This window comes from Cellulomonas hominis (assembly GCF_901521055.1).
GTDB lineage: Bacteria > Actinomycetota > Actinomycetes > Actinomycetales > Cellulomonadaceae > Cellulomonas > Cellulomonas endometrii.
The window spans coordinates 1-23,546 of record NZ_CABEGA010000084.1 but is presented as its reverse complement, the minus strand read 5'-3'; the positions used below and the strand labels follow the sequence as shown (position 1 = coordinate 23,546).

Here is a 23,546-nt window from a genome sequence, read left to right as displayed (position 1 = left end):
ACGACGACGGCCCCGGGCAGCACGCCCGGGGCCGTCGTCGTGCGGGGGGGTCCCGCTATCGGTCGAGCGGCCCGAGCCACGCGTTCGCGACGGTCCCGTGCGCCGACTCGTCGTCCGACGGGTGGAAGATCCCGGCGAGCACGTCGCGGTACAGCCGCCCGAGCTCGCTGCCGCTGAAGTACGAGCCGCCGCCGGACACGCGGATCGCCTGGTCCACCACCACGCGAGCCGTCTCGGTGGCCCGGACCTTCAGGCCGACCAGCCGGGCGAACCACAGCGCGCCGTGGTCCACCTGCTCGTCGACGTCCCGCGCGAGCGCCCACACCTGCGGCTCGATGCCGTCCTGGTTGATGGCGGCGTCCGCCACCCGCCACCGGATGTCCGGGTCCTGCGCGTAGCTGCGGCCGTCGTTCTTCATGGACGTGCGCCGGTGCGCGGCCGCGACCGCGAGCTCGAGCGCGCGGCGGCCGATCCCCGTGTACACAGCGGCGAGCAGGACCTCGAACACCGCGAACAGCGCGAAGACGTACGGGTCGGCGCTCGGCCCCGGCGGCAGCGCGCGGAACACGCGCTCGGCCCGCGCCGGCGCGGCGTCGAGCACCGTGGTGCAGCTCTGGGTCGCGCGCATGCCGAGCGTGTCCCAGTCGTCCTTCGTCCGGATGCCGCCGTCCTCCCGGGACACGACGGCGTGCACGAGGCGCGGGCCGTCCGGGTGGTCCTCGTCCAGCCCGAACGTCGCGAGCCGCGTCCACACCGGCGACAGCGACGTGAAGATCTTCGTCCCGGTGAACCGGTAGCCGCCGTCCGCCTGCCGCTCGGCCCGCGTCCGGGAGCCGAACATGACGAGGTCGTTGCCGGCCTCCGAGTTCCCGAACGCGAACACCTCCCCCTCGGCCGCGTCCCGCAGGACGAACGCCAGGGAGTCGTCGCCGCGCGCCGCGAGCACCGCGGCCATGCCGGTCACCACGAGGTGCATGTTCACGGCCAGGGCCGTCGCCGGCGCGGCACCCGACAGCCGCGCCTGCTCGCGTGCCACCTCCTCCAGCGTGAGGCCGGCGCCCCCGAGCTCGGCCGGGACGAACGCCGCGAGGTAGCCGGCGGCCCGCAGGTCCGCGAGGTCCTCGTGCGGGAACGTGTTCTCGCGGTCGTGCACGGGCGCCCGCTCCGCGATCCGGGCGAGCAAGTCGTCGGTCAGCAGCGTCCGGGGGGCCGGCCGGGTCATCGTCACGCCCCCAGCACGTCGGGGTCGGGACCGATGCGTCCGCCCCGGTCGAGACCGGCGATCCGCTCGTGGTCCTCCGCGGTCAGCGAGAAGCCGAGGACGTCGAGGTTCGCGCGGATCCGCTCCGGCGTCACCGACTTCGGGATCACCACGGTGCCGAGGTCCAGGTGCCAGCGCAGCACGGCCTGCGCGGGCGTCACCCCGTGCGCGCGGGCCACGTCGACGATCACCGGGTCGTCCAGGAGCCCGGTGTCCCGGCCCAGCGGCGACCAGGCCTCCGTCGCGATGCCGTGCTCCGCGTGGAAGGCGCGCAGCTCACGCTGCTGCAGGTACGGGTGCAGCTCGACCTGGTTGAGGACCGGCACCTCCCCGGAGTCGTCGATCACCCGCCGCAGGTGCGCGGGCGTGAAGTTCGAGACCCCCACCGACCGCACCCGGCCGGCGTCCCGCAGCTCCACCAGCGTGCGCCAGGTCTCCGAGTAGAGGTCCTGCCCCGGGAACGGCCAGTGGATGAGGTACAGGTCCGGCACACCGAGGTCGAGCCGGGCCACCGACGCCTCGAAGGCCGCGAGGGTGCGGTCCCGGCCTTGGTCGTCGTTCCACAGCTTCGTGGTGACGTAGACCTCGTCGCGGGGCAGGCCCGAGGCGCGCACCGCGCGGCCCACGCCCGCCTCGTTGCCGTACAGCTTCGCGGTGTCGACCAGGCGGTAGCCGGCGGCGAGCGCGTGGCCGACCGCGGCCTCCGCCCCGGCGTCGTCGACCTTGAACACGCCGAAGCCGACCTGCGGGATGGAGGTGCCGTCCCGCAGCGGGACGACCGGGACCTGGGGAGGGGTGAGGCTCATACGGCTACTCTCGCACCCCCGCGCGGGTGGCCGGGCGCGTGCGGCAGGATGACCGCATGACCACCTTCGCCGTCCGGTACACCTACGACCAGCGCGCCGACCTGCAGGACCAGGTCCGCCCCGAGCACCGCGCGTACCTCGGCGAGCTCGCCGGGCGCGGGCTGCTGCACGGCTCCGGGCCGTTCACCGACGGCGCTCCCGGAGCGCTCCTGGCGTTCGAGACGACCGACCGCGCCGCGCTCGAGGTGCTGCTGGCCGACGACCCGTTCGCCCGGGCCGGCGTCATCGCGGACGTCGAGATCCGCGAGTGGAAGCTCGTCATCGGCCCCTGGGCGGCCGGCCTGGCGGGCTGACGCCCCGGTCCCGCCGCCCGGGCGCGGCGTCAGCGCGCGTCGACCTCGGCCGTCGCGCGCCGCTCGTCGCGCCGGGACGCGGCGACGCTCGTGGCCGCGGTGACGGCCAGCGTCACGACGATCACCGCGAGCGACACCCACGACGGCAGCTCGGGCGCCCACCCGACGGACTCGCCGCCGTTGACGAACGGCAGCGTGTTCTCGTGCAGCGCCTGCAGCACGAGCTTCACGCCGATGAACCCGAGCAGCACGCCCAGCCCGATGTTCAGGTAGCGCAGCCGCGTGAGCAGCCCGCCGAGCAGGAAGTACAGCTGGCGCAGGCCCATCAGCGCGAACACGTTCGCCATGAGGACGAGGTACGGCTCCTGCGTGAGGCCGAACACCGCGGGGATCGAGTCGAACGCGAACAGCAGGTCCGTCGCACCGATCGCCACCAGCACGAGCAGCATCGGGGTGACGTGCCGCCGGCCCTCGACCCGCGTCGTGAGCCGGACGCCGTGGTACCCGTCGGTCGTGGGCAGGAACCGCTGCACCACCCGGACCAGCGCCGGCGCCTTGTAGTCGTCGGCCGCCTCGTCCGCGTCCTCGCCGACCCCCTCGCGGGCGACCTTCACGGCCGTCCACACCAGGAACGCGCCGAACAGGTAGAACACCCACGAGAACGACGCGATCGCCGCGGCGCCGATCCCGATGAACACCCCGCGGAACACCAGCGCCAGGATGATGCCGATCAGCAGCGCCGTCTGCTGGTACTGCCGCGGCACGGCGAACCGGGACATGATCAGCAGGAACACGAACAGGTTGTCGACCGACAGCGAGTACTCCGTCAGCCACCCGGCGACGAACTCCCCCGCCGGGTCGGCGCCCCAGACCAGGGCGACGACCACGGCGAAGGCGAGCGCCAGGCCGATGTACACACCGAGGTACCGCAGGCACTCCGCCGTCGACGGGATGTGCGGCCGCCGGCCCACCACCGCGACGTCCACGATCAGGACGGCGGCGGCGAGGCCGAGGGACACGCACCAGACGAGCGGCGAGACGTCCATGCGCGGGTCAGTGCTCCTTGGTGACGGCGGGCTCCTCGGCGGCGGTCACGGCCGGGGCGGCGTCGCGGTCGTCGCGCCGGGTCTTGGCCAGGCTCGCGATCGTGGCGACGGTCAGCGTACCGAGGATGACGAGCAGCGAGAGCCACGTCGGGATCTCCGGGGCCCACTCGATGTGCTCGCCGCCGTTGATGAACGGCAGCTCGTTCTCGTGCATCGCGTGCAGCACCAGCTTCACGCCGATGAACGCCAGGATGAACGCGAGGCCCTTGTTCAGGTACACCAGGCGCTCCAGCAGCCCGCCGATCAGGAAGTACAGCTGGCGCAGCCCGAGCAGCGCGAAGGCGTTCGCCGTGAACACGATGTACGGCTCCTGCGTCAGGCCGTAGATCGCGGGGATGGAGTCGAGCGCGAAGAGCAGGTCGGTCGAGCCGATCGCCACCATCACGACGAGCATCGGGGTGATGAACCGCTTGCCGTCGATGCGCGTGGTGAGGCGGTCGCCGTGGTACTCGTTCGTCGTCGGGACGACCTTCTTCAGCAGCCGGACCGCGAGACCGTCCTTCTCCTCGCTCGCGTGCTCCAGCTCGTCCGGCTCGTGCTTCTCCCGGGCGAGCTTGATGCCGGTGTACACCAGGAACGCGCCGAAGATGTAGAACACCCAGGACCAGCGCTCGATGGCCGCGGCCCCCGCGAGGATGAACACCGTGCGCAGGACCAGCGCGATCACGACGCCGACCAGGAGCACCTTTTGCTGGAACTCCCGGGGTACCGCGAACTTCGTCATGATGATGAGGAAGACGAAGAGGTTGTCGACCGAGAGGCTCTTCTCGGTCACGTACCCGGCGAAGTACTCGGTGCCGTGGCCCCAGCCCCACACCATCCCCAGGCCCACGCCGAAGACGATCGCCAGGGCGATGTACACCGTGGACCAGATCGCGGCCTCACGGAACGACGGCGCGTGGGGCGTGCGGACGTGCGCGAAGAAGTCGAACACGATCAGACCGACGATCGCGACACCCGTCACGATCCAGACCCACAGGTCGACAGACATAGATCACCCTCCGGTACAGACGACGAAGTACCGGAGGTCTCTCCCACCCGGTGGACCGGGCCGACGTCCCGGGCCGGCGTCAGAGGCGACCGTGATGACGGGGGCGTCGTGTCGGGATACTCCCCTCCACTGCGTGCGCAAGCATAGGTCATCAGTCCCAGGTCGGCAGCATGACCCACGACACGTCAGGGACCTCGGCCGCGCGGACGGCCGGTCACACCACGCAGAACTCGTTGCCCTCGGGGTCCGCCAGGACCACCCACGCGCCCTCACGGGGGTCGTCGAACTCACGGAGCACCGTGGCACCCGCCGCGACCAGGGTGCGTGCGTGCTCCCGGGCGGCGGCGAGCTTCGCCGGGCGGTCCTCGCGGTCGACGCCGGCGCCCCCGGGCGAGGTCACGTCGAGGTGCACCCGGTTCTTCGCGGTCTTCCCCTCCGGGACCCGCTGGAAGTACACCCGCGGCCCCGTGCCCTCCGGGTCCACCAACGCGTACGCCACGTCGCGGTCCCCCGGGTCGACGCCCCACGCGTCCAGGGCCGCCTCCCACGAGTCGAAGCCCGGCGGGGGCGGCTCCTCCACGTAGCCCAGGGCGACCGCCCAGAACGCGCCGAGGGCGCGCGGCGAGCCTGCGTCGAACGTGACCTGGAACCCGTGCCCCATGCTGGCCTCCGTCGTCGTGGGTGGTCGGGAGTGGTCGGGACCTCGACGGGTCAGGCCGTCGCGGCGTGCATCTGCCGCAGCTCCTTCTTCAACCCCGAGATCTCGTCGCGCAGCCGGGCGGCGAGCTCGAACTGCAGCTCCGCGGCGGCCGCGTGCATCTGGTCGCTGAGCTCCTGGATGAGCCCGGCCAGCTCCCCCGCCGCCGCACCGGCCAGCTTGGTGCGCTCCGAGGCCGGGCCGGCCTTCGAGCTGAGACCGGGCACCGGCGCCTTGCCGCGGCTGGACTGCCGTCCCGCGCCGCCGAGCAGCTCCGCGGTGTCGGCGTCCTCCCGGGCCAGCAGGTCGGTGATGTCACCGATCTTCTTGCGCAGCGGCTGCGGGTCCACGCCGTGCTCCAGGTTGTACGCCACCTGCTTCTCGCGGCGACGGTTGGTCTCCTCGATCGCCATCTCCATCGCGGCGGTGATCTTGTCGGCGTACATGTGCACCTGGCCCGACACGTTGCGGGCCGCGCGGCCGATCGTCTGGATCAGCGACTTCCCGGACCGCAGGAAGCCCTCCTTGTCGGCGTCCAGGATCGCGACGAGCGACACCTCCGGCAGGTCGAGGCCCTCACGGAGCAGGTTGATGCCGACCAGCACGTCGTACTCGCCCAGCCGCAGCTCGCGCAGCAGCTCCACGCGGCGCAGCGTGTCGACCTCCGAGTGCAGGTAGCGGACCCGGACGCCCTTCTCGAGGAAGTAGTCCGTCAGGTCCTCCGCCATCTTCTTCGTCAGGGTCGTGACCAGGACGCGCTCGTCCTTCTCGACACGGGTGCGGATCTCGTCCAACAGGTCGTCGATCTGGCCCTTCGTCGGCTTCACGACGACCTCCGGGTCGACGAGGCCGGTCGGGCGGATGATCTGCTCGACCACGCCGTCCGACATCGCGAGCTCGTAGTCGCCCGGCGTCGCGGACAGGTACACCGTCTGGCCGATGCGGTCGACGAACTCCTCCCAGCGCAGCGGCCGGTTGTCCATCGCGCTCGGCAGGCGGAACCCGAAGTCGACGAGGTTCCGCTTGCGGGACATGTCGCCCTCGAACATCGCGCCGATCTGCGGGACCGTCACGTGCGACTCGTCGATGACGAGCAGGAAGTCCTCGGGGAAGTAGTCGAGCAGCGTGTTCGGCGCCGTGCCGGGCGCGCGGCCGTCGATGTGCCGCGAGTAGTTCTCGATCCCCGAGCACGAGCCGATCTGCCGCATCATCTCGATGTCGTAGGTGGTGCGCATGCGCAGGCGCTGCGCCTCGAGGAGCTTGTTCTGGCGCTCCAGGTCCTTCAGGCGCTCCTCGAGCTCGTGCTCGATGCCGGCGATCGCGCGCTCCATCCGCTCCGGCCCCGCGACGTAGTGGGTCGCCGGGAACACGTGCACCTGCTGCTCGTTGCGCACGACCTCACCCGTCAGCGGGTGCAGCGTCTGGATCGCCTCGATCTCGTCGCCGAAGAACTCGATGCGGATGGCGAGCTCCTCGTACACCGGGATGATCTCGACGGTGTCGCCGCGCACGCGGAACGTGCCGCGGGTGAACGCCATGTCGTTGCGGCTGTACTGCATCGACACGAACTGCCGGAGCAGCTGGTCACGGTCGACCTGGTCCCCGACGTCGAGCGTCACCATGCGGTCGACGTACTCCTGCGGGGTCCCCAGGCCGTAGATGCAGGACACCGACGCGACCACCACGACGTCGCGCCGGGTGAGCAGCGACGACGTCGCCGAGTGCCGCAGGCGCTCGACCTCGTCGTTGATCGACGAGTCCTTCTCGATGTACGTGTCCGTCTGCGCGATGTACGCCTCGGGCTGGTAGTAGTCGTAGTACGAGACGAAGTACTCGACCGCGTTGTTCGGCAGCAGCTCGCGGAACTCGTTGGCGAGCTGCGCGGCGAGCGTCTTGTTCGGCGCCATCACCAGCGTCGGTCGCTGCAGCTGCTCGATGAGCCAGGCGGTGGTCGCGGACTTGCCCGTACCGGTCGCGCCCAACAGGGTGACGTCCTTCTCCCCCGCCTGGATGCGCTTCTTGAGCTCGGCGATCGCCGTCGGCTGGTCGCCCGAGGGGGTGTACTCGGACACCACCTCGAACGGGGCGACGGTGCGCTGCAGATCGGTGACGGGACGCATGCGTCCACGGTACGACGAGGGTCCGACACACGCGCCGGCCGGGGGCGCGGGTTCGCCGAGGGCGAGCGGGGGGGCGCTCCGAGTCGTCCACAGGTCGCGGCGAGCTGCGTCGTCCCCAGGGAGCAGCACCCGGGGACGCCCGGTGCCGGTGTGGGCTCGTACGGTGCCGACATGCCGGCCGACCTCGACGAGCACCCCGCCTCGCCACCCACCCACCTCACCGCGCCGTGGGCCGAGGTGGGGCGCCGTGAGCGCGCCGCGGACTTCCGGGACCGGCTCGAGGCGACGCCCACGGGGTCGCCGTTGGTCGGCGCGCTGGAGTCGCTGGAGCGCGACGGGTTCGACGCCCTCGGCGACCACGAACGGCTGGAGGTCGTCGCAGCAGCGGCACGGCTCGAGGCGTGGGCGCACGCCGTCAAGGCCCGGGCGGCAGCGGCGCTCGACCGCCACGCGTCGATGCGCCCGCCCCGCGAGCGTCCCCGCCCGGGGACGGCGCTCGTGTCGCGGAACATCACCGCGGCGTCCATCGCGATGCGGCTGAGGTGCTCCCCCCGCGAGGCCGACACGCTGGTGCGAGAGGGCGTGAGCTACGGCGGTGCGCTCGCCGACACCGGCGCGGCGCTCGCCTCCGGCACGATCGACGTCCCGCGAGCCCGGGCCGTCGTCGACCGGCTGTGGGGCCAGATGCCGCAGATCGCGGCACACGTCCAGGCCGAGGTCCTCCCCCGCGCCGGCGGACGCACCGCCCACCAGGTCCGCCGCGACGTCGAGCGTGCCCTCGTCGAGGTCGCGCCGGACGAAGCGACCGACCGGCACCGCGCGGCCCGGGACGGCCGGTACGTGAGCCGTCCGCTGGCACGGCCCGACGGGATGGCCGGGCTGTGGGTGCTGCTGCCCGCCGTGCAGGCCGTGCAGATCGACTGCGTCCTGGAGGCCGCCGCACGGACCGCCCGCGCGGCGGGTGACACCCGCACCCTCGCCCAGCTCCGCGCCGACGGGATGTGCGACCTGGTGCTCGGCGCCGCACCCGGCGGACGCCCCGCGACTCCGGCGACCGCTGAGGGCCCGGGCCGCGGGCGGGCGCTGGGCGGCGATGACGACGCCGTCGGCGCGGCGGATGACGCGCTGCCCGACACCCCGACAGCGCCGCAGCGTCCGCGCACGCAGGTGCTGGTGACCGTCCCGCTGTCGACCCTGATGGGCCTGGACGACGACCCCGCCGAGCTCGCCGGGTACGGGCCGCTCGACGCGGTGCAGGCTCGGGCGCTCGCGTGGGAGGGTACGTGGCGCCGCCTGGTCACGGACGACCTCTCCGGCACCGTCCTGGACGTGGGACGCACGCGCTACCGACCACCCGCAGCCCTGGACGAGCACGTCCGCATCCGCGACAGGACCTGCTCCGCACCCGGCTGCCACGTCCCCGCCGACCGCGCGGACCTCGACCACACCCGGGAGTTCCACCGTCTGCCCGGGGACGACACCGGGACGCCGCCGGGCGGCACGAGCCACGACAACCTCGGGCCCGTGTGCCGGTACCACCACCGGCTCAAGAGCGAGACCGGCTTCACCCTGCACCAGACCAGCCCCGGCACCTTCGCCTGGACCGATCCCACCGGGCACCAGTACCTCGTGGTCCCCGGTCTGGACGGTGCGGTGCGGGAGCTGACCGTCCCGCCGCACCAGGACGACGGACCACCCTTCTGAGGAGCGGGACGACCCGCGGCCCGCGCGCCGGCGACCTCAGGCGAGCGTGCCGGCGGCCAGGGGCACGTCCTCCGTGGTCCGCAGCGCCGTCCGCACGATTGCACGCAGTCCCGCCGCGGACTCCCGCGCGCCGAGCGCCGGTGCGCCGTCCGGGACCTGCTCCGGCAGTCGCGGCACGTGGACGAACCCGCCCCTCGCCCCGGGCGCGTGCCCGGCGGCGAGGTGGTCGGCCAACGCGTACGCGACCGTGTTGCAGACGAAGGTCCCGGCCGTGTTCGACACCTCCGCCGGGACACCGGCCGTCGCCATCGCCGCGAAGCACGCCTTCACCGGCAACGACGAGAAGTGCGCGACGTCGCCCCCGGGGACGACGGGCGCGTCGACCGGCTGGACGCCGTCCTCGTCGGCGATCCGCGCGTCCTGCACGTTGACCGCCACCCGCTCGACGCCCACGGCCGACCTGCCACCCGCCTCGCCGACGCAGACCACGAGGTCCGGTCGCGTGTCCACCAGCAGCTCGGCGAGCCGGCGCGGCGCCCGGGCGAACGAGACGGGCAGCAGGGCGGTGACGAGCGACGCGCCCTCCGCAGGCTCGTCCCAGTCCTCCGCCACCGCGCGCACGGCCGCCCACGACGCGTTGACCTCCTGCTGCTCGAACGGCTCGAACCCCGTCAGCAGCACGGTCAGGGGACGGGAGGCGTGGGCGGCGGGGCCGGCGGTCGGTGCCTGCGCGTCGGTGGTCGTCATGCGTCCACGTCCTGCTCGTCGCGCCGCTCGGCTGCGAGCCGGTCCCAGAGCTCGTCCACCTGCTCCCGCAGCTCGTCGGGGTCGCCGGACCCGTCGAGCAGGACGTCGGCGACGGCCAGCCGGTCGTCGTCGGGCACCTGCGCGGCGATGCGCCGCTCGGCCTCCGCGCGGTCCATGCCGCGGGTGCGGACGAGCCGCTCGACCCTCAGGACGGCGGGAGCGTGCACGACGACGACGAGGTGGAACGAGTCGGCGTACCCGGACTCCACGAGCAGGGGGATGTCGTGCACCACGACCGCACCGGGGTCGGCGGCGGCTGCCGCGGCCTCGCGCTCGGCGGCGAGGCGACGCACCACGGGGTGGACGATCCCGTTCAGCCGCTCCCGGGCGGCGGGGTCGGCGAACACGACGGCGGCGAGCCCGGGGCGGTCGAGCGTGCCGTCGGCCGCGAGGACGCCGGGACCGAAGGCGTCCACCACGTCGGCGAGCCCTGCGGTACCGGGCGCGACGGCCTCCCGGGACAGGACGTCGTAGTCGACGAGCACCGCCCCGCGCTCCGCGAGTCGTGCCCCGGCGACGGACTTGCCCGCCGCGATGCCCCCGGTCAGTCCGATGCGCTGCATCGCCCCATCGTGCCGTGCGGCGCGGCCGGGCGCACGCGTCAGCGGACGACGTGCCCGGTGGCGCGCAGGTGGTCCTTGACCTGGCCGACGGTGAGCTGGCCGAAGTGGAAGACGCTGGCGGCGAGCACGGCGTCGGCCCCGGCGTCGGCGGCCTCCGCGAAGTGCTCGACGGTCCCGGCGCCGCCGCTGGCGATCAGCGGGATGCGCACCTCCCGGCGCACGTCGCGCAGCATCTCGAGGTCGAAGCCGCCCTCGGTGCCGTCGGCGTCCATGGAGTTGAGCAGGATCTCGCCGGCGCCGAGCTCGGCGGCGCGCGCGGCCCAGGCGACGGCGTCGAGCCCCGTGCCGCGGCGGCCGCCGTGGGTGGTGACCTCGTAGCCCGAGTCGGTGCGGGTGTCGCCGGTGACGCGCCGGGCGTCGACGGAGAGGGTGAGGACCTGGCTCCCGAACCGGTGGGCGATCTCGGCGATGAGCTCCGGCCGGGCGATCGCCGCGGTGTTCACCCCGACCTTGTCGGCGCCGGCGCGCAGCAGGCGGTCGACGTCGTCGGCGGTGCGCACGCCACCACCGACGGTCAGGGGCACGAACACCTGCTCCGCGGTGCGCCGCACCACGTCGTAGGTCGTCTCCCGGTCGCCGGAGGACGCGGACACGTCGAGGAACGTGACCTCGTCGGCGCCCTCGTGGTCGTAGCGGCGGGCGAGCTCGACCGGGTCACCGGCGTCGCGGAGGTTCTCGAAGTTCACGCCCTTGACGACGCGGCCGGCGTCGACGTCCAGGCACGGGATCACCCGCAGCGCGACGGACACGGGTCACTCCCCTTCCGGCGCTGCGGTCGCGCCCGGGTCGGCGACGTCCTCGCGCACGGGCGCACGGGTCGCGAGCAGGTCGATGACGAACACGATGGTCTGCCCGGCGAGCTCCTCGCTCTGCGTCGCACCGAGGGCGTACGACGGCGGGACGACGACCATCACCTGGCTCCCGACGGCCTGCTCGACGAGCGCCTCGGACCAGGCGGGGACGTCGTCGAGGGAGAAGGTGGCGGGGGTGCCGTTGGTCCAGGTGGACTCGAACGCGGCGCCGGTCTCCCACACGAAGCCGGTGTACTGGACGGTGATGACGTCGCCCTCGGCCACCTGGTCGCCGGTGCCGCGGATCAGCGGCTGGACGACGAGGTCCGCGGGCGGCTCGGTGCCGGTCGGCGTGATGCTCGGTGCGCCGTCGTCGTCGAGGGCGACGGCGGGCATGCCCTCTCGCGGGGCCACGGGCTCGCCGTCGGCACGGATCGGCAGGACGTCGAGCACGGTGACGGTCGGGTAGGACGAGGCGCTGGCGTCGGACGCGGGGGTCATCTGCAGCAGCCGGGCGCCGACGTTCTCCCCGGAGAGGGTCGCGTAGAGGTCCTTGCCGAGGTCCTCCTCGGTGAGGAGCCGGGGCGTGGGGCTGGTGGAGTACGACTCCTTGACGAGCGAGGCGTCGGAGGCGTTCTCGAGCCAGAAGTCGAGCAGCACGGGCCGCCCGTCGACGAGCTCGGGACCGGTGCCCTCCCACACGGTCTCGTGCATGGCCTCGGGCACCCGCAGCGGGGTCCGGTAGGTCACGGTGGGCGCCTGCCCGGCCTCTCCGGAGACCACGACCTCGGGGGGCGCGGGGTCCGGGGTGGAGCACCCCACCAGCAGCAGCGCCGCTGCGGCGCACGCGGCCACGAGACGTCGCACGTCGTTCCTTCCGAGGGTCCTGCACGGTCGGCGCCCACTGTACGGGGCGCGCGGGCGCCCCCGGGACGACCGTCCGGGTCAGGCCGGTCGGGCCTCGTGAAGGTGTCGGGGGGCCGTCGTCACATGGACTCGATGAGCCGCTCGACGCGGTCGTCGACGTTCCGGAACGGGTCCTTGCACAGGACCGTGCGCTGCGCCTGGTCGTTGAGCTTGAGGTGAACCCAGTCGACGGTGTAGTCGCGGCGGGCGTCCTGCGCCGCCTGCACGAACTCGCCGCGCAGCTTGGCCCGGGTGGTCTGCGGCGGCACGGAGGTGGCCTCGAAGACCTCGACGTCGGTGGTGACACGCTCGACGAGCCCCCGCTGGGCCATGAGGTTGTACAGGCCCTCGGTCCGCGAGATGTCGTGGTACGCCAGGTCCATCCGGGCGACGCGGACGTCCCCGAGCTCGAGGCCGTGCTTCGCGCGGTACCGCTCGATGAGCCGGTACTTGATGACCCAGTCGAGCTCCCGCTCGACGAGGGACAGGTCGCCGGTGCGCAGCGCCCGCAGCCCGCGCTCCCACAGGTCCAGGACCTGCTTGACGTCGGGCCCGGTGTCGGTCTCGGCGGCGACCCAGTCCTGGACCCGGCCCAGGTACTCCTCCTGCAGGTCGACAGCGGTGACGGTCCGGCCGCTCGCCAGGGTGACCGGGTGGGTGCCGGTGACGTCGTGGCTGATCTCGCGGATGGCCCGGATGGGGTTCTCGAGGGTGAGGTCCCGCATCGGCAGCCCGGCCTCGACGAGGCGCAGGACGAGGTCGGTGGAGCCGACCTTGAGCATCGTGGTGGTCTCGGACATGGACGAGTCGCCGACGATGACGTGCAGCCGGCGGTAGTGCTCGGCGTCGGCGTGCGGCTCGTCGCGGGTGTTGATGATGGGGCGGGAGCGCGTGGTCGCGGACGACACGGACTCCCAGATGTGGTCGGCGCGCTGCGACAGGCAGAACACGGCGCCGCGCGGGGTCGCGAGGACCTTGCCCGCGCCCGTGAGCACCTGCCGGGTGATGAGGAACGGCACCAGCACGTCGGACAGCCGCGAGAAGTCGCCCTGCCGGCGCACGAGGTAGTTCTCGTGGCAGCCGTAGGAGTTGCCCGCCGAGTCGGTGTTGTTCTTGAACAGGTGGATCCGGCCGGACAGCCCCTCGTGCTCGAGCCGCTGCTGGGCGTCGGCGACCAGCCCCTCGAGGATCCGCTCCCCCGCCCGGTCGTGGGTGACGAGCTGGCGCCAGTCGTCGCACTCGGCGGTGGCGTACTCCGGGTGGGAGCCGACGTCGAGGTACAGCCGGGAGCCGTTGCGCAGGAAGACGTTGGACGACCGGCCCCACGCCACGACCTTGCGGAACAGGTAGCGCGCGACCTCGTCGGCCGACAGGCCACGCCCGTCGTCCGCGGCGCAGGTCACGCCGTACTCGGTCTCCAGGCCGAAGATCCGTCGGTCCATGAGCTTCTCCCTAGGGCAGGTCGGACGTGTGCGCCGACCCCAGCAGGTCCTCCAGGACGACGCCGGAGAGGCGTCGGAACGCCCGGCGTGGGCGTGTGCGGTCGAGGACCGCGACCTCGAGCTGCGCGGCGGGGATGACGCGGCGGTCGTCCTCGTCGGCACCGGGAGCGGGAGCGCCGAGCACGCGCACGGCGAGAGCGAGCACGTCGGCGAGCGGCATGCCGGGCACCCAGCCGTCGACGATCTCCTCGCGGAGCCGGTCGGACTGGCCGCCCATCACGACGAAGCCGCGCTCGTCCGCCACCGAGCCGTCGTACGACAGCCGGTAGAGCTGGTCGGTCGCGGCGTCCTCGCCGACCTCGGCGACGACGAGCTCGACCTCCAGGGGCTTGGACTCCGTGGTGAACACCGTGCCGAGGGTCTGCGCGTACGCGTTCGCGAGGCCGCGCGCGTTCACGTCGCGGCGGTCGTAGGAGTAGCCGCGCAGGTCCGCGTACCGCACGCCGGCGACGCGCAGGTTCTCGAACTCGTTGTACTTGCCGACCGCGGCGAACGCGATGCGGTCGTAGATCTCGGACACCTTGTGCAGGGCGCGGGACGGGTTCTCCGTGGCGAAGGCGATGCCGTCGTCGTAGGTGAGGACGACGACGGACCGGCCCCGGGCGATGCCCTTGCGCGCGTAGTCCGCCCGGTCCTTCATCAGCTGCTCGGGCGAGACGTAGAACGGCATGCTCATCGGGGGGTGTCCTCCTGCCGGGCGCGGGCGTGCTGCGCGGCGCGGTCGGCGGCCACGGCGGCGACGACCTCGCCGAGGGCCTCGTGCCCGACGCGGAGGTAGCCCGCGCCGGTGACGGTCGCGACGACCGGCCAGATCTGCCGCGACTGGTCGGGGCCGCCGGTCGCGGAGTCGTCGTCGGCGGCGTCGACGAGGGCCTCGACGGCCACCCGCACCGCGGCGTCGGCGTCGAGGCCGGGCTGCCAGAGCTTCTTCAGCGAGCCGCGCGCGAACACCGAGCCGGACCCGACGCTGTGGTGCTGGTGCTCCTCGTACCGGCCGCCGGTCACGTCGTACGAGAAGATCCGCCCGGTGCCGCGATCCAGGTCGTACCCCGCGAACAGCGGCACGACGGCCAGGCCCTGCATCGCGAGCCCGAGGTTGCCGCGGATCATCGTCGACAGGCGGTTCGCCTTGCCGTCGAGGGACAGCAGGGTGCCCTCGATCTTCTCGTAGTGCTCGAGCTCCAGCTGGAACAGCCGCACGAGCTCGACGGCGAGGCCGGCGGTCCCGGCGATGCCGACGGCGGAGTAGTCGTCCGCCGGGAAGACCTTCTCGATGTCCCGGGACGCGATCTGCGAGCCCATGGTCGCCCGCCGGTCGCCGGCCATGACGACGCCGCCGGCGAACGTGAGCGCGACGATGGTCGTCGCGTGCGGGGCGGCGGGCGCGCGGGTCACGTCACCCGCGGGGAGCGGGCTCCGCCGACCGGGCAGCAGGTCGGGGGCGTGCTGGGCGAGGAAGTCGACGAAGGACGACGACCCGGGCGTGGTGAACGCTCCGGGCAGCCGCCCCGCCGAGGTCAGCGGATCCGTCGGCACGCGTCACTGACCGCCCTTCTGCACGAAGCCGCGGACGAACTGCTCCGCGTTGGTCTCCAGCACGTCGTCGATCTCCTCCAGGAGGGCGTCGACCTCGGCGTCGCGCTGCTGGGCGGCGGCGGTCGCCTGCTCGACGTCCGGCCCGTCGACGGGCTCGTCGTCCTCGCGACGGTCCCGAGCGCGTTCCTGACCAGCCATGTGCACCTCCGCCGGTAGATCGGGCACGGGCCGCCGCTGCTGCAGCGGCCCGCAGTGGCACCACCCTAGGCCCTGGTCGGCGCCGCATCACGGGAGCGCGCGTGCACGGCGGGGCGCCCGGCCATTGACGGGCCGGCGGAGCGCCGCCACCGCTCAGGAGCCGAGGGCCGCCAGGAGGCTGCGGACGTCGGGCGAGGAGTCGAGCAGGCCCGCGACGTGCGCCTTCGTGCCGCGCAGGGGGTCGCGCATCGGGACGCGCTGCAGGGTGGGCGCCCCGGGGACGTCGAAGACCACGGAGTCCCAGCTGGCCGCGGAGACGTGCGCGCCGAACCGGGCGATGGTGCGGCCCCGGAAGTACGCCCGGGTGTCCTCCGGCGGGTCGGTGACGGCGGCGGCCACGTCGGCGTCCGTGACCAGCCGCTCGACCGCGCCCGCACCGACCAGGCGGTGGTAGAGCCCCCGCTCGGGGCGGACGTCGGACCACTGCAGGTCGACGGCGGCCAGGCGCGGGTGGTCCCACTCGAGGTGGTCCCGGCGGCGCAGGCCCTCCAGCAGGCGCAGCTTCGCGAGCCACTCGACCTCCCGCGCGCAGGACGCCGGGTCGGTCGCCAGCCGCTCGAGCAGCGATCCCCACCGGGCCAGCACGTCGGCGGTCTGCGGGTCGACGCCGGCGGCTCCGCGGCCGAGCGCCGTGCGGACGGCCGCCAGGTACTCGCGCTGCACCTCGATCGCGGTGAGCCGGCGGCCGTCGGCGAGCGGCAGCCGCTCGGTGAGCGTGAGGTCGTGGCTGACGGTGTGCACGGCACGCACGGGATCGGCGAGCGACAGCCGGTCGAGGGTGGCGCCGAGGTCCTTGGCCTCCCCCGACGCGACGCGCTCGATCAGCCACAGCACCAGGGACGTGGTGCCGAGCTTGAGGTACGTCGGCACCTCGAGCAGGTTCGCGTCGCCGATGATGACGTGCAGCCGGCGCCAGCGGTCCGGGTCGGCGTGCGGCTCGTCGCGCGTGTTGACGATCGGCCGGCGCAGCGTGGTCTCCAGGCCCACCTCCGCCTCGATGTAGTCCGCGCGCTGGGACAGCTGGAACCCGGGCTCCTCCCCGCGCTGCCCGAGACCCACCCGCCCGGCGCCCGTGAACACCTGGCGCGTGACCAGGAACGGCATCAGCCGCGCCGCGAGGTCGACGAAGGGGACGGCGCGGTCGACGAGGAAGTTCTCGTGCGTGCCGTAGGTGGCGCCCTTGCCGTCGACGTTGTTCTTGTAGAGCACGGCGTCCGGCATCGCGGGCGTGGACGCCAGCGCGCGGACGGACGCCAGCATGACGAGCTCGCCCGCCCGGTCCCACCGCACCGCGTCGAGGGGGTTCGTGACCTCCGGCGACGAGTACTCGGGGTGCGCGTGGTCCACGTAGAGCCGGGCGCCGTTGGTCAGGATGACGTTCGCGGCGCCCGGGTCCTCGTACTCCTCGACCAGCGACCGCGCGACCTCCTGCGGGCCGTCGGCGGCCGGGTCGTCCGCCGAGGCACCGCCCGGGGCGTCACCCGACGGCGCGGGGCGCTGCGGGTCGTCCGTGAGCAGCGACGGGTGGGCCGCGGCGCGCTGGAGGTGGAAGCCGCGCGCGTCCTGCAGCGGGTCCTCGTCGTCGTAGTCCCACCGCGCCTTCGCCCGGCCGCCCTGCCGGGCGGCGGCGTGCACGGCGACGACGTGGCTGGACAGCAGCATCGGGTTGGCGTTCGGGCGGCCGGGCTGCAGCACGCCGTACTCGGTCTCGATCCCCATCACGCGGCGCACGGTCACACGGGCCACCCTACGGCGGGCGACGGCCGGCACCCCGGGCCGGCGCGCGCCGGAGTGGAGCGCCCTGCCGGACACGCACCGGCGTGCCCGGCGGGACGCTCCACTCCGCGCGGGGTCAGGCGTCCGCGCCCGGGCGGGCACCCGGGGCGCGGTCGCCCCCGCCGCCGCCCGGCATCCCGCCGCCCGTGCCGCCGCCGGTGAGCTCACCCGCGGTCACGCTCGCCACCTCGGTCCCCCCGGAGGCGTCGCCGCCCGCGGTGTACCCCGCGAACGCGTCGCCCGCGTCGGTCGCCCCCGCGACGACGGTGTACGTCTCGCCGAGGGTGAGGCCGGCCGCCGAGACGACCAGCGAGCTGATGTCCTTTGTCGGCGTGAACGTCGCGACCACCGTGCCGTCGGCGTCGACGACGGCGAGCGTCGTCCCGGCGGCCTGCGTGGCGTCGAAGGTCGCGGCGACCCAGCCCTGCCCGTCGGTGCCCGGCGCCATGGCCATGCCCGAGGACCCCGCGGCGACCAGCGTGCCGCCGGTGACCGACGGCGTGGCGTCGACGTCGATCGCGCCGTTGCCGTCGTTCGTCGGGCCGTTCACCACGACGGTGCCGCCGCTCATCGTCAGCGTGCCGTTGGCGTCGAGGCCGTCACCACCCGCGTCGACGTCGAGGGTCCCGCCGGTGATGGCGAGGCTCGCCGTCCCGGCCGACTCGCCCTGCGGGCCGGCCCAGTCGCCCTGGGCGTCCTCGGTGGAGCCGGTCGCGCTGCTCGCGGCGTTCACGCCGTCGTCGGACGCGACCACGGTGACCTCGCCGCCGGCCAGGGTGATCGCCTCGGCCTCGAGCCCCTCGTACGAGGTGGCGACGTCGACGGTGCCACCGCTGATGTCGAGGGACGCGTCGCCGTGCAGGCCGTCGTCGCCGCTCGACACCGTCAGGTCCCCGTCGGTGACGGACACGGCGCCGTTGGAGTGGATCGCGTCGTCCGCGGCGTCCACGGTGATCGTGCCGCCGCCGACGACGACCACGACCGTGCCCTTCACCCCCTTCGCGGAGACGTCGTCCGCGACCGTCGCGCCGCTGCCACCGCCCGACTCGACGCCCAGCGTGCCGCCCGTGACGACCGCGTCGGTCGCCGCGTCGACGCCGTCGCCGCCCGCGGTCACCGTGACGTCACCGCCCGCGACGGCGACGAAGCCCGCGGTGGCGTCCTCGGTGTCGTCGGACTTCAGCCCGTCGCCGCCGGCGGTGACGCGGACCGTGCCGCCGTCGACCACCAGGTAGTCCTTGCCGCGGATCCCGTCGTCCACGGCGTCGACCGTGAGGTCTCCGGACTCGACCACCAGGCCGTCCTTGCTCGCGATGCCGTCGTTCGCGTTCCCGGTGACGGTGAGCGCCCCCGTGCCGGTGATCGTGAGGTCCGCCGCGCTGAACAGGGCCGCGTTCGGCTCGTCCTCCCCCTCGGCGTACGCGTACTCGGTGGCGTCGGTGAGGGCGTTCTGCGAGCCGTCTGCGAGCTCGACGACCGCGGAGCCCGCGCTGCTGATCACCAGCGGCGCGCTGGTCGACGACGTGAGGTCGACCCCGTCGAGGACGAGGTGCACGACGGCTTCCCCGGCGTCGACCACGACCTGCCCGTCGTCGAGGGTGCCGCTGAGCGTGTACGTGCCGCCGGCGGTGATGGTGACGACCGAGCCGTCCACCGTCACGCCGTCCGCGTCGGTCGTGGCGGTGTCGCCCTCGAGCGAGATGATGGCGGTGGTGCTGCCCGCGTCCTGCACGTCGTGCACGTCGGTGTTCGCGGCGAGCACCTCCTCGGCGGTGGTGCCGGCGGGGACAGCGGCCACGGTGGTGCCGGCGCTGCCCGACCCGGAGACGGTGTCGGCGACTGCGTCGGCGGCGCAGCCGGTCAGCAGGAGGCTCAGCAGGACGGCGGGGACGGCGAGGACGGGACGGGGACGGCGCACGGGGATCTCCAGGGGTGGTCGAGGCGGGTGAGTCGGGTGAGGCGGGCGGTCAGCCGGCCAGGGTGCGGCGCACCGTGCGCCGCCAGGGCCGGCCGCCGAGCGCCGGGTCGAGGACCACGAGCCCGGTCGCGTACTTCGAGATGCGGGACGGGCGGTGCCCGAGCGCCCACAGCGCCCGGTCGGCGCTCGACGCACCCGCGACGCTCTTCGTCTCGACGACGGCGTGCGCGGGGACGGCGGCGCTCGGCCCGGACGGGTCGGGCCCGAGCCACTCGAGGCCCGTGTCGACGGTCAGGCGGGCACCGTCGGGCAGGTGCAGGGTGCGGCGCCGGTACTGCGTGGTGAGGGTCGGCCGGAGCACGGTCCCACCGTCGATCTCCGGCAGGCCGACGCCCTGCCGGCGCAGCGTGTCGAGCACGAAGCCGAGGGCGTCGCCCACGCTGGCTCGGGAGGCGGGGTCGTGCTCGCGCCGGTCCTTGACCGTGGTCCCGCGGGCGCCGCGGGTCTTCACCTCGAGCCAGCAGCCGCCGGTGTCCCGGTACGTGCGGGTACGCACCTTGAACCGGCGCCGGCGTCGTCCGGCGGCGAGGCGGAAGGCGTCGAGGTCCGGGGTGTCGAAGTAGACCGACTCGTACCCGAAGGTGTCCCGGCCGTCGATGACGAGGCGGCGCGTGCCGTCCGGGAGGGAGTCGAGCACGGCGGGGAGGGCCGCGAGCGGGAGCACGTACTTGCGGTCGACGCGGGTCTGCAGGGCTGCGGTCTCCTGCAGCTCGGCGAGGTCGATCGGGCGCAGGTGCGTGAGGGCCACGCCGGTCACCGGGACACCGCCGACAGCGCGGACGGCGTCACGACGACGAGCTCCTCGACCGGGGCGCTGCGCGGCAGCTCGGCGTACCGGACGTCGACGACCGTCGTGTCGTCCACCAGGTCGAGGCGCTGCACGGTCGCGCTGTGCACCCGGGCGCCGAGCAGCCGCTCCAGGTGCGCGACGAGCGCGGCGTGGTCGCCGAACGCCCGGTCCACCACGACCACCTGCTGCCGGTACCGGTGCAGCAGCCGCGGGTGGTCGCCGACCAGCAGCGCCACGAGGACGAGCGCCATCAGCACCAGGGCGGTCACGCCCAGCGAGCCGCCGAGCCCGCCGATCAGCCCGAGCGCCAGCGCCGCGAAGTAGTACGCGACCTCCCGCTGGTCGATCTCGGAGGACCGCAGCCGGATGATCGACAGCACGCCGAACAGCCCGAGCCCGAGCCCCGCGCCGACGGTGCTGGACGACAGCGCCCCCGCGACGGCCAGGACGCCGACGTTCACCCCCAGGAAGGCGACGACGAGGTCACGCCTCCGGTGGCGCGGGAAGTACAGGGCGAACGTCAGGACGCCGATGGCGACGAGGTCGGCGGCGAACAGGGCAGGGGCAGGCATGGGCACCTCGCGGGTCGGGGATGAACGCCCGGTGAACCGGGTACGACCATCCAGCCGCCTGCTGCTGTGCCGCCCCTGTGCGGGGCGTCAGGGCCGCGTGTGGATCGGCGACCTAGAGGTACTGCCCCGTGCTCGTGACGTTCTCGATCCGGCGCGAGGCCTCCTCGCCCTTCTTGTCCTGGACGATCGTGCGGATGAACACGATGCGCTCCCCCTTCTTGCCGGAGATGCGCGCCCAGTCGTCGGGGTTGGTGGTGTTCGGCAGGTCCTCGTTCTCCTTGAACTCGTCGACGCACGCCGTCAGCAGGTGCTCGACGCGCAAGCCACGCTGGCCGGTGGCGAGCAGGTCCTTGATCGCGGACTTCTTCGCACGGTCCACGACGTTCTGGATCATGGCGCCGGAGTTGAAGTCCTTGAAGAACAGGACCTCCTTGTCGCCGCTGGCGTAGGTGACCTCGAGGAACCGGTTCTCGTCGTTCTCCGAGTACATCCGTTCGACGGCGCGGGAGATCATCGCCTCGACGGCCGCGCGCGCGGAACCGTGGTGCTCGGCGAGGTCGTCGGCGTGGATCGGCAGGTCCGGGGTCAGGTACTTCGCGAAGATCTCGCGGGCGCCCTCGGCGTCGGGGCGCTCGATCTTGATCTTCACGTCCAGGCGGCCGGGCCGCAGGATCGCGGGGTCGATCATGTCCTCGCGGTTGGACGCGCCGATGACGATGACGTTCTCCAGGCGCTCCACGCCGTCGATCTCGGCGAGCAGCTGCGGGACGATCGTCGTCTCCACGTCGCTGGACACGCCGGTGCCGCGGGTGCGGAACAGGGACTCCATCTCGTCGAAGAACACGACCACGGGGTGACCCTGCGACGCCTTCTCGCGCGCCCGGGAGAAGATCAGCCGGATGTGCCGCTCGGTCTCGCCGACGTACTTGTTCAGCAGCTCCGGGCCCTTGACGTTGAGGAAGTACGACTTCGCCTCGGTGAGCTCCTCGCCCCGCGCGGCGGCCGACGTGGCGGCGAGCGAGTTCGCGACCGCCTTGGCGATCAGCGTCTTGCCGCAGCCGGGCGGGCCGTACAGCAGGACGCCCTTCGGCGGCTTGAGCCCGTGCTCGCGGAACAGCTCCGGGTGCAGGAACGGGAGCTCCACGGCGTCCCGGATGGCCTCGATCTGCGGGCCCAGGCCACCGATGTCCCGGTAGTCGATGTCGGGGACCTCCTCGAGCACGAGGTCCTCGACCTCGGCGCGCGGCACCCGCTCGAACACGAACCCGCTGCGGGCCTCGACGGTCAGCGCGTCGCCGACCCGCACGGAACCGTCGCGCACCTGCCCCGCGAGGCGGACCACCCGCTCCTCGTCGCCGCGGCCGACGACCAGGGCGCGGTCGTGCCCCAGGAGCTCCTTGACGGTGACGAGCTCGCCGACCTGCTCGTACCCGCCGGCCTCGACCACGGTCAGGGCCTCGTTGAGCATGACCTCCTGGCCCGGCCGGAGCCGGTGGACGTCGATCGCGGGGCTGGTACCGACGTGCATCTTGCGGCCCGAGGAGACGACCTCGACGGTGCCGTCCTCGCGGGCGGTCAGGAACGTGGCGAACGTGCCCGGGGGCTTCGCGAGGTCGTCGATCTGGCGCTTGAGCTCGATGATCTGGTCACGCGCCGCCACGAGCGCGTCGGACATGCGCTCGTTCTTGGCGGCCAGGAGCGCGAGCTCGCGCTGCAGGTCGCGTGCTGTCGGTTCCGTCATCGCGGTACCTCCGATCGCGGGTCGACCTCACGGCGGTGTGCGGTGTTCGTGGGGGAACCCTAACCACACGTGTCAATCGCAGGACGGGCGCCTCGCCGGGCGCGCGGCTCCTCCTGCGGTCAGTCCTGCGGTCCGACCTGCTCGGGGCCCTGACCCACGTCGCGGCGCACCCGGCGGACCTTCTTGTCGGACACGGCGCGCTCGCCGAGGGCCTCCGGCGTCCACTCCGCGTCGGGGACGTCCTGGAACGAGCGGCTGCTGACGACGTCGCCCGCGTCGTCGACCAGCGCGGCCTCCCCCGGCTGCGACCCCTTGGCGGGGCGGCGCTTGCGCAGCGGCGGCTCGACGCCGTCCGCGAGGCGCCGGGTGGTGAGCAGGAACCCGGTGTGGCCGATCATCCGGTGCTGCGGCCGCACGGCCAGGCCCTCCAGGTGCCAGCCGCGCACCATCGACTCCCACGCCTGCGGCTCGGTGTACCGGCCGTCGGCCCGGACGTCCTCCGCGAGGCGGGACAGCTGCGTGGCGGTCGCCACGTACGCGATGAGCACGCCGCCCGGTGCGAGGGCCGCGGCGACGGCGTCGAGGTTCTCCCACGGCGCCAGCATGTCGAGCACGACCCGGTCGACCTCGCCGGCGGCCTCCGCGACGGGCAGCACGTCGGACAGGTCGCCCACGGACAGCCGCCAGGCGGGGTGGGGGCCGCCGAAGAACGTCTCGACGTTGCCGCGGGCGATCGCGGCGAAGTCCTCGCGGCGCTCGATGGAGTGCAGCCGGCCGCCGTCGCCGACCGCGCGCAGCAGGGACAGGGTCAGCGCGCCGGAGCCGACCCCGGCCTCGACGACCCGGGCGCCCGGGTAGATGTCGGCCATCGCGACGATCTGGCCCGCGTCCTTCGGGTAGACCACCGCGGCGCCGCGCGGCATCGAGAGGGTGTAGTCGCTGAGCAGGGGACGCAGGGCGAGGTACTCGACGCCGCCGTTGCTCGTCACGACGGTGCCCTCGGGCGCGCCGATCAGCTCGTCGTGCCGGAAGTAGCCCTTGTGGGTGTGGAACGTCGCGCCCGGCGCCAGCGTGATCGTGTGCAGGCGGCCGCGGGGGTCCGTCAGCTGGACGCGCTCCCCCTCACGCAGCAGCCCGCGGCGCTGGTCGGCGCCGGTCGGGGTGGCGGGCGTCGCCCCGGCCCCGTCTCTTTTTCACATCTTACGCCGCCGGCGTCGGCTCTGTGCGG

At 73.5% G+C, this 23,546-nt stretch carries 22 protein-coding genes; 2 read left to right on the top strand and 20 right to left on the bottom strand.

Features of this window, described 5'->3' with window-relative positions:
* Positions 1-55: 55 nt before the first annotated feature.
* Together KJP73_RS17830 and KJP73_RS17825 are read right to left on the bottom strand one after the other, a co-directional pair.
* Positions 56-1,222 (bottom strand): acyl-CoA dehydrogenase family protein, encoded by a 1,167-nt coding sequence (locus KJP73_RS17830; protein ID WP_213284276.1) that lies wholly within the window; start codon positions 1,220-1,222, stop codon positions 56-58.
* 2 nt (positions 1,223-1,224) lie between these two features.
* Positions 1,225-2,067, bottom strand: coding sequence for an aldo/keto reductase (locus KJP73_RS17825; RefSeq protein WP_213284222.1), 843 nt, complete (start codon positions 2,065-2,067; stop codon positions 1,225-1,227).
* A gap of 56 nt (positions 2,068-2,123) precedes the next feature.
* Between KJP73_RS17825 and KJP73_RS17820 the strand changes: the two genes are divergently transcribed.
* Positions 2,124-2,420, top strand: a complete 297-nt coding sequence (locus KJP73_RS17820; RefSeq protein ID WP_213284221.1) for a YciI family protein — start codon at positions 2,124-2,126, stop codon at positions 2,418-2,420.
* Positions 2,421-2,449: 29 nt separating this feature from the next.
* Here KJP73_RS17820 and KJP73_RS17815 read toward each other — a convergent pair whose 3' ends face one another.
* The 4 genes from KJP73_RS17815 to uvrB all read right to left on the bottom strand — a co-directional run bounded on the left by KJP73_RS17815 (position 2,450) and on the right by uvrB (position 7,334).
* On the bottom strand, positions 2,450-3,466 hold the full coding sequence (locus KJP73_RS17815; protein WP_213284220.1) for a TerC/Alx family metal homeostasis membrane protein: 1,017 nt from the start codon (positions 3,464-3,466) through the stop codon (positions 2,450-2,452).
* A gap of 7 nt (positions 3,467-3,473) precedes the next feature.
* On the bottom strand, positions 3,474-4,517 hold the full coding sequence (locus tag KJP73_RS17810) for a TerC family protein (RefSeq protein WP_213284219.1): 1,044 nt from the start codon (positions 4,515-4,517) through the stop codon (positions 3,474-3,476).
* Between the two features lie 214 nt (positions 4,518-4,731).
* Entirely contained in the window at positions 4,732-5,178 is a 447-nt protein-coding gene (locus KJP73_RS17805) for a VOC family protein (protein ID WP_213284218.1), read from the bottom strand.
* Between the two features lie 50 nt (positions 5,179-5,228).
* On the bottom strand, positions 5,229-7,334 hold the full coding sequence (gene uvrB, locus KJP73_RS17800; protein WP_213284217.1) for an excinuclease ABC subunit UvrB: 2,106 nt from the start codon (positions 7,332-7,334) through the stop codon (positions 5,229-5,231).
* A 171-nt stretch (positions 7,335-7,505) separates the two neighbouring features.
* On the opposite strand from uvrB, the gene KJP73_RS17795 reads away from it, so the two are divergent.
* Positions 7,506-9,038, top strand: a complete 1,533-nt coding sequence (locus KJP73_RS17795; protein WP_213284216.1) for an HNH endonuclease signature motif containing protein — start codon at positions 7,506-7,508, stop codon at positions 9,036-9,038.
* A gap of 36 nt (positions 9,039-9,074) precedes the next feature.
* Here KJP73_RS17795 and pcp read toward each other — a convergent pair whose 3' ends face one another.
* The 14 genes from pcp to KJP73_RS17725 all read right to left on the bottom strand — a co-directional run bounded on the left by pcp (position 9,075) and on the right by KJP73_RS17725 (position 23,451).
* Positions 9,075-9,785: a pyroglutamyl-peptidase I gene (pcp, locus tag KJP73_RS17790; RefSeq protein WP_213284215.1), complete on the bottom strand. Its 711-nt coding sequence runs from the start codon at positions 9,783-9,785 to the stop codon at positions 9,075-9,077.
* Positions 9,782-10,408 carry a dephospho-CoA kinase gene (coaE, locus tag KJP73_RS17785; RefSeq protein ID WP_213284214.1) on the bottom strand — a complete coding sequence of 209 codons (627 nt, stop codon included), beginning with the start codon at positions 10,406-10,408 and terminating at the stop codon, positions 9,782-9,784. The genes pcp and coaE overlap by 4 nt, the downstream gene beginning before the upstream one ends.
* Positions 10,409-10,446: 38 nt before the next feature.
* Positions 10,447-11,217 carry an imidazole glycerol phosphate synthase subunit HisF gene (gene hisF / locus KJP73_RS17780; protein ID WP_213284213.1) on the bottom strand — a complete coding sequence of 257 codons (771 nt, stop codon included), beginning with the start codon at positions 11,215-11,217 and terminating at the stop codon, positions 10,447-10,449.
* A gap of 3 nt (positions 11,218-11,220) precedes the next feature.
* The gene (locus tag KJP73_RS17775; RefSeq protein WP_213284212.1) at positions 11,221-12,126 is read right to left on the bottom strand and encodes an FKBP-type peptidyl-prolyl cis-trans isomerase; all 906 of its coding nucleotides are present in this window, start codon (positions 12,124-12,126) and stop codon (positions 11,221-11,223) included.
* Between the two features lie 119 nt (positions 12,127-12,245).
* Entirely contained in the window at positions 12,246-13,607 is a 1,362-nt protein-coding gene (gene pafA, locus KJP73_RS17770; RefSeq protein ID WP_213284211.1) for a Pup--protein ligase, read from the bottom strand.
* A 10-nt stretch (positions 13,608-13,617) separates the two neighbouring features.
* The gene (gene prcA, locus KJP73_RS17765; RefSeq protein WP_213284210.1) at positions 13,618-14,343 is read right to left on the bottom strand and encodes a proteasome subunit alpha; all 726 of its coding nucleotides are present in this window, start codon (positions 14,341-14,343) and stop codon (positions 13,618-13,620) included.
* Complete coding sequence (prcB, locus tag KJP73_RS17760; protein ID WP_213284275.1) at positions 14,340-15,188, bottom strand: proteasome subunit beta; 849 nt, start codon at positions 15,186-15,188, stop codon at positions 14,340-14,342. The genes prcA and prcB overlap by 4 nt, the downstream gene beginning before the upstream one ends.
* A gap of 18 nt (positions 15,189-15,206) precedes the next feature.
* The gene (locus KJP73_RS17755; protein ID WP_146837158.1) at positions 15,207-15,401 is read right to left on the bottom strand and encodes a ubiquitin-like protein Pup; all 195 of its coding nucleotides are present in this window, start codon (positions 15,399-15,401) and stop codon (positions 15,207-15,209) included.
* Between the two features lie 153 nt (positions 15,402-15,554).
* Entirely contained in the window at positions 15,555-17,198 is a 1,644-nt protein-coding gene (gene dop / locus KJP73_RS17750) for a depupylase/deamidase Dop (RefSeq protein ID WP_213284209.1), read from the bottom strand.
* A 115-nt stretch (positions 17,199-17,313) separates the two neighbouring features.
* Positions 17,314-19,155, bottom strand: a complete 1,842-nt coding sequence (locus KJP73_RS17745; protein ID WP_213284208.1) for a carbohydrate-binding domain-containing protein — start codon at positions 19,153-19,155, stop codon at positions 17,314-17,316.
* Positions 19,156-19,204: 49 nt separating this feature from the next.
* Positions 19,205-19,972, bottom strand: coding sequence for a polyphosphate polymerase domain-containing protein (locus KJP73_RS17740; RefSeq protein ID WP_249669514.1), 768 nt, complete (start codon positions 19,970-19,972; stop codon positions 19,205-19,207).
* Entirely contained in the window at positions 19,969-20,577 is a 609-nt protein-coding gene (locus tag KJP73_RS17735) for a DUF4956 domain-containing protein (protein WP_213284207.1), read from the bottom strand. The genes KJP73_RS17740 and KJP73_RS17735 overlap by 4 nt, the downstream gene beginning before the upstream one ends.
* Before the next feature lie 112 nt (positions 20,578-20,689).
* Positions 20,690-22,318 (bottom strand): proteasome ATPase, encoded by a 1,629-nt coding sequence (gene arc / locus KJP73_RS17730; RefSeq protein ID WP_213284206.1) that lies wholly within the window; start codon positions 22,316-22,318, stop codon positions 20,690-20,692.
* A 119-nt stretch (positions 22,319-22,437) separates the two neighbouring features.
* Entirely contained in the window at positions 22,438-23,451 is a 1,014-nt protein-coding gene (locus KJP73_RS17725) for a tRNA (adenine-N1)-methyltransferase (protein WP_213284273.1), read from the bottom strand.
* Between the last annotated feature and the right edge of the window lie 95 nt (positions 23,452-23,546).

Excerpts from the sequence above, each read along its gene's own strand:
- KJP73_RS17830 (WP_213284276.1), bottom strand. The coding sequence starts at position 1,222 with ATGACCCGGCCGGCCCCCCGGACGCTGCTGACCGACGACTTGCTCGCC.
- KJP73_RS17825 (WP_213284222.1), bottom strand. The coding sequence starts at position 2,067 with ATGAGCCTCACCCCTCCCCAGGTCCCGGTCGTCCCGCTGCGGGACGGC.
- KJP73_RS17820 (WP_213284221.1), top strand. The coding sequence starts at position 2,124 with ATGACCACCTTCGCCGTCCGGTACACCTACGACCAGCGCGCCGACCTG.
- KJP73_RS17815 (WP_213284220.1), bottom strand. The coding sequence starts at position 3,466 with ATGGACGTCTCGCCGCTCGTCTGGTGCGTGTCCCTCGGCCTCGCCGCC.
- KJP73_RS17810 (WP_213284219.1), bottom strand. The coding sequence starts at position 4,517 with ATGTCTGTCGACCTGTGGGTCTGGATCGTGACGGGTGTCGCGATCGTC.
- KJP73_RS17805 (WP_213284218.1), bottom strand. The coding sequence starts at position 5,178 with ATGGGGCACGGGTTCCAGGTCACGTTCGACGCAGGCTCGCCGCGCGCC.
- uvrB (WP_213284217.1), bottom strand. The coding sequence starts at position 7,334 with ATGCGTCCCGTCACCGATCTGCAGCGCACCGTCGCCCCGTTCGAGGTG.
- KJP73_RS17795 (WP_213284216.1), top strand. The coding sequence starts at position 7,506 with ATGCCGGCCGACCTCGACGAGCACCCCGCCTCGCCACCCACCCACCTC.
- pcp (WP_213284215.1), bottom strand. The coding sequence starts at position 9,785 with ATGACGACCACCGACGCGCAGGCACCGACCGCCGGCCCCGCCGCCCAC.
- coaE (WP_213284214.1), bottom strand. The coding sequence starts at position 10,408 with ATGCAGCGCATCGGACTGACCGGGGGCATCGCGGCGGGCAAGTCCGTC.
- pafA (WP_213284211.1), bottom strand. The coding sequence starts at position 13,607 with ATGGACCGACGGATCTTCGGCCTGGAGACCGAGTACGGCGTGACCTGC.
- prcA (WP_213284210.1), bottom strand. The coding sequence starts at position 14,343 with ATGAGCATGCCGTTCTACGTCTCGCCCGAGCAGCTGATGAAGGACCGG.
- KJP73_RS17755 (WP_146837158.1), bottom strand. The coding sequence starts at position 15,401 with ATGGCTGGTCAGGAACGCGCTCGGGACCGTCGCGAGGACGACGAGCCC.
- KJP73_RS17735 (WP_213284207.1), bottom strand. The coding sequence starts at position 20,577 with ATGCCTGCCCCTGCCCTGTTCGCCGCCGACCTCGTCGCCATCGGCGTC.
- arc (WP_213284206.1), bottom strand. The coding sequence starts at position 22,318 with ATGACGGAACCGACAGCACGCGACCTGCAGCGCGAGCTCGCGCTCCTG.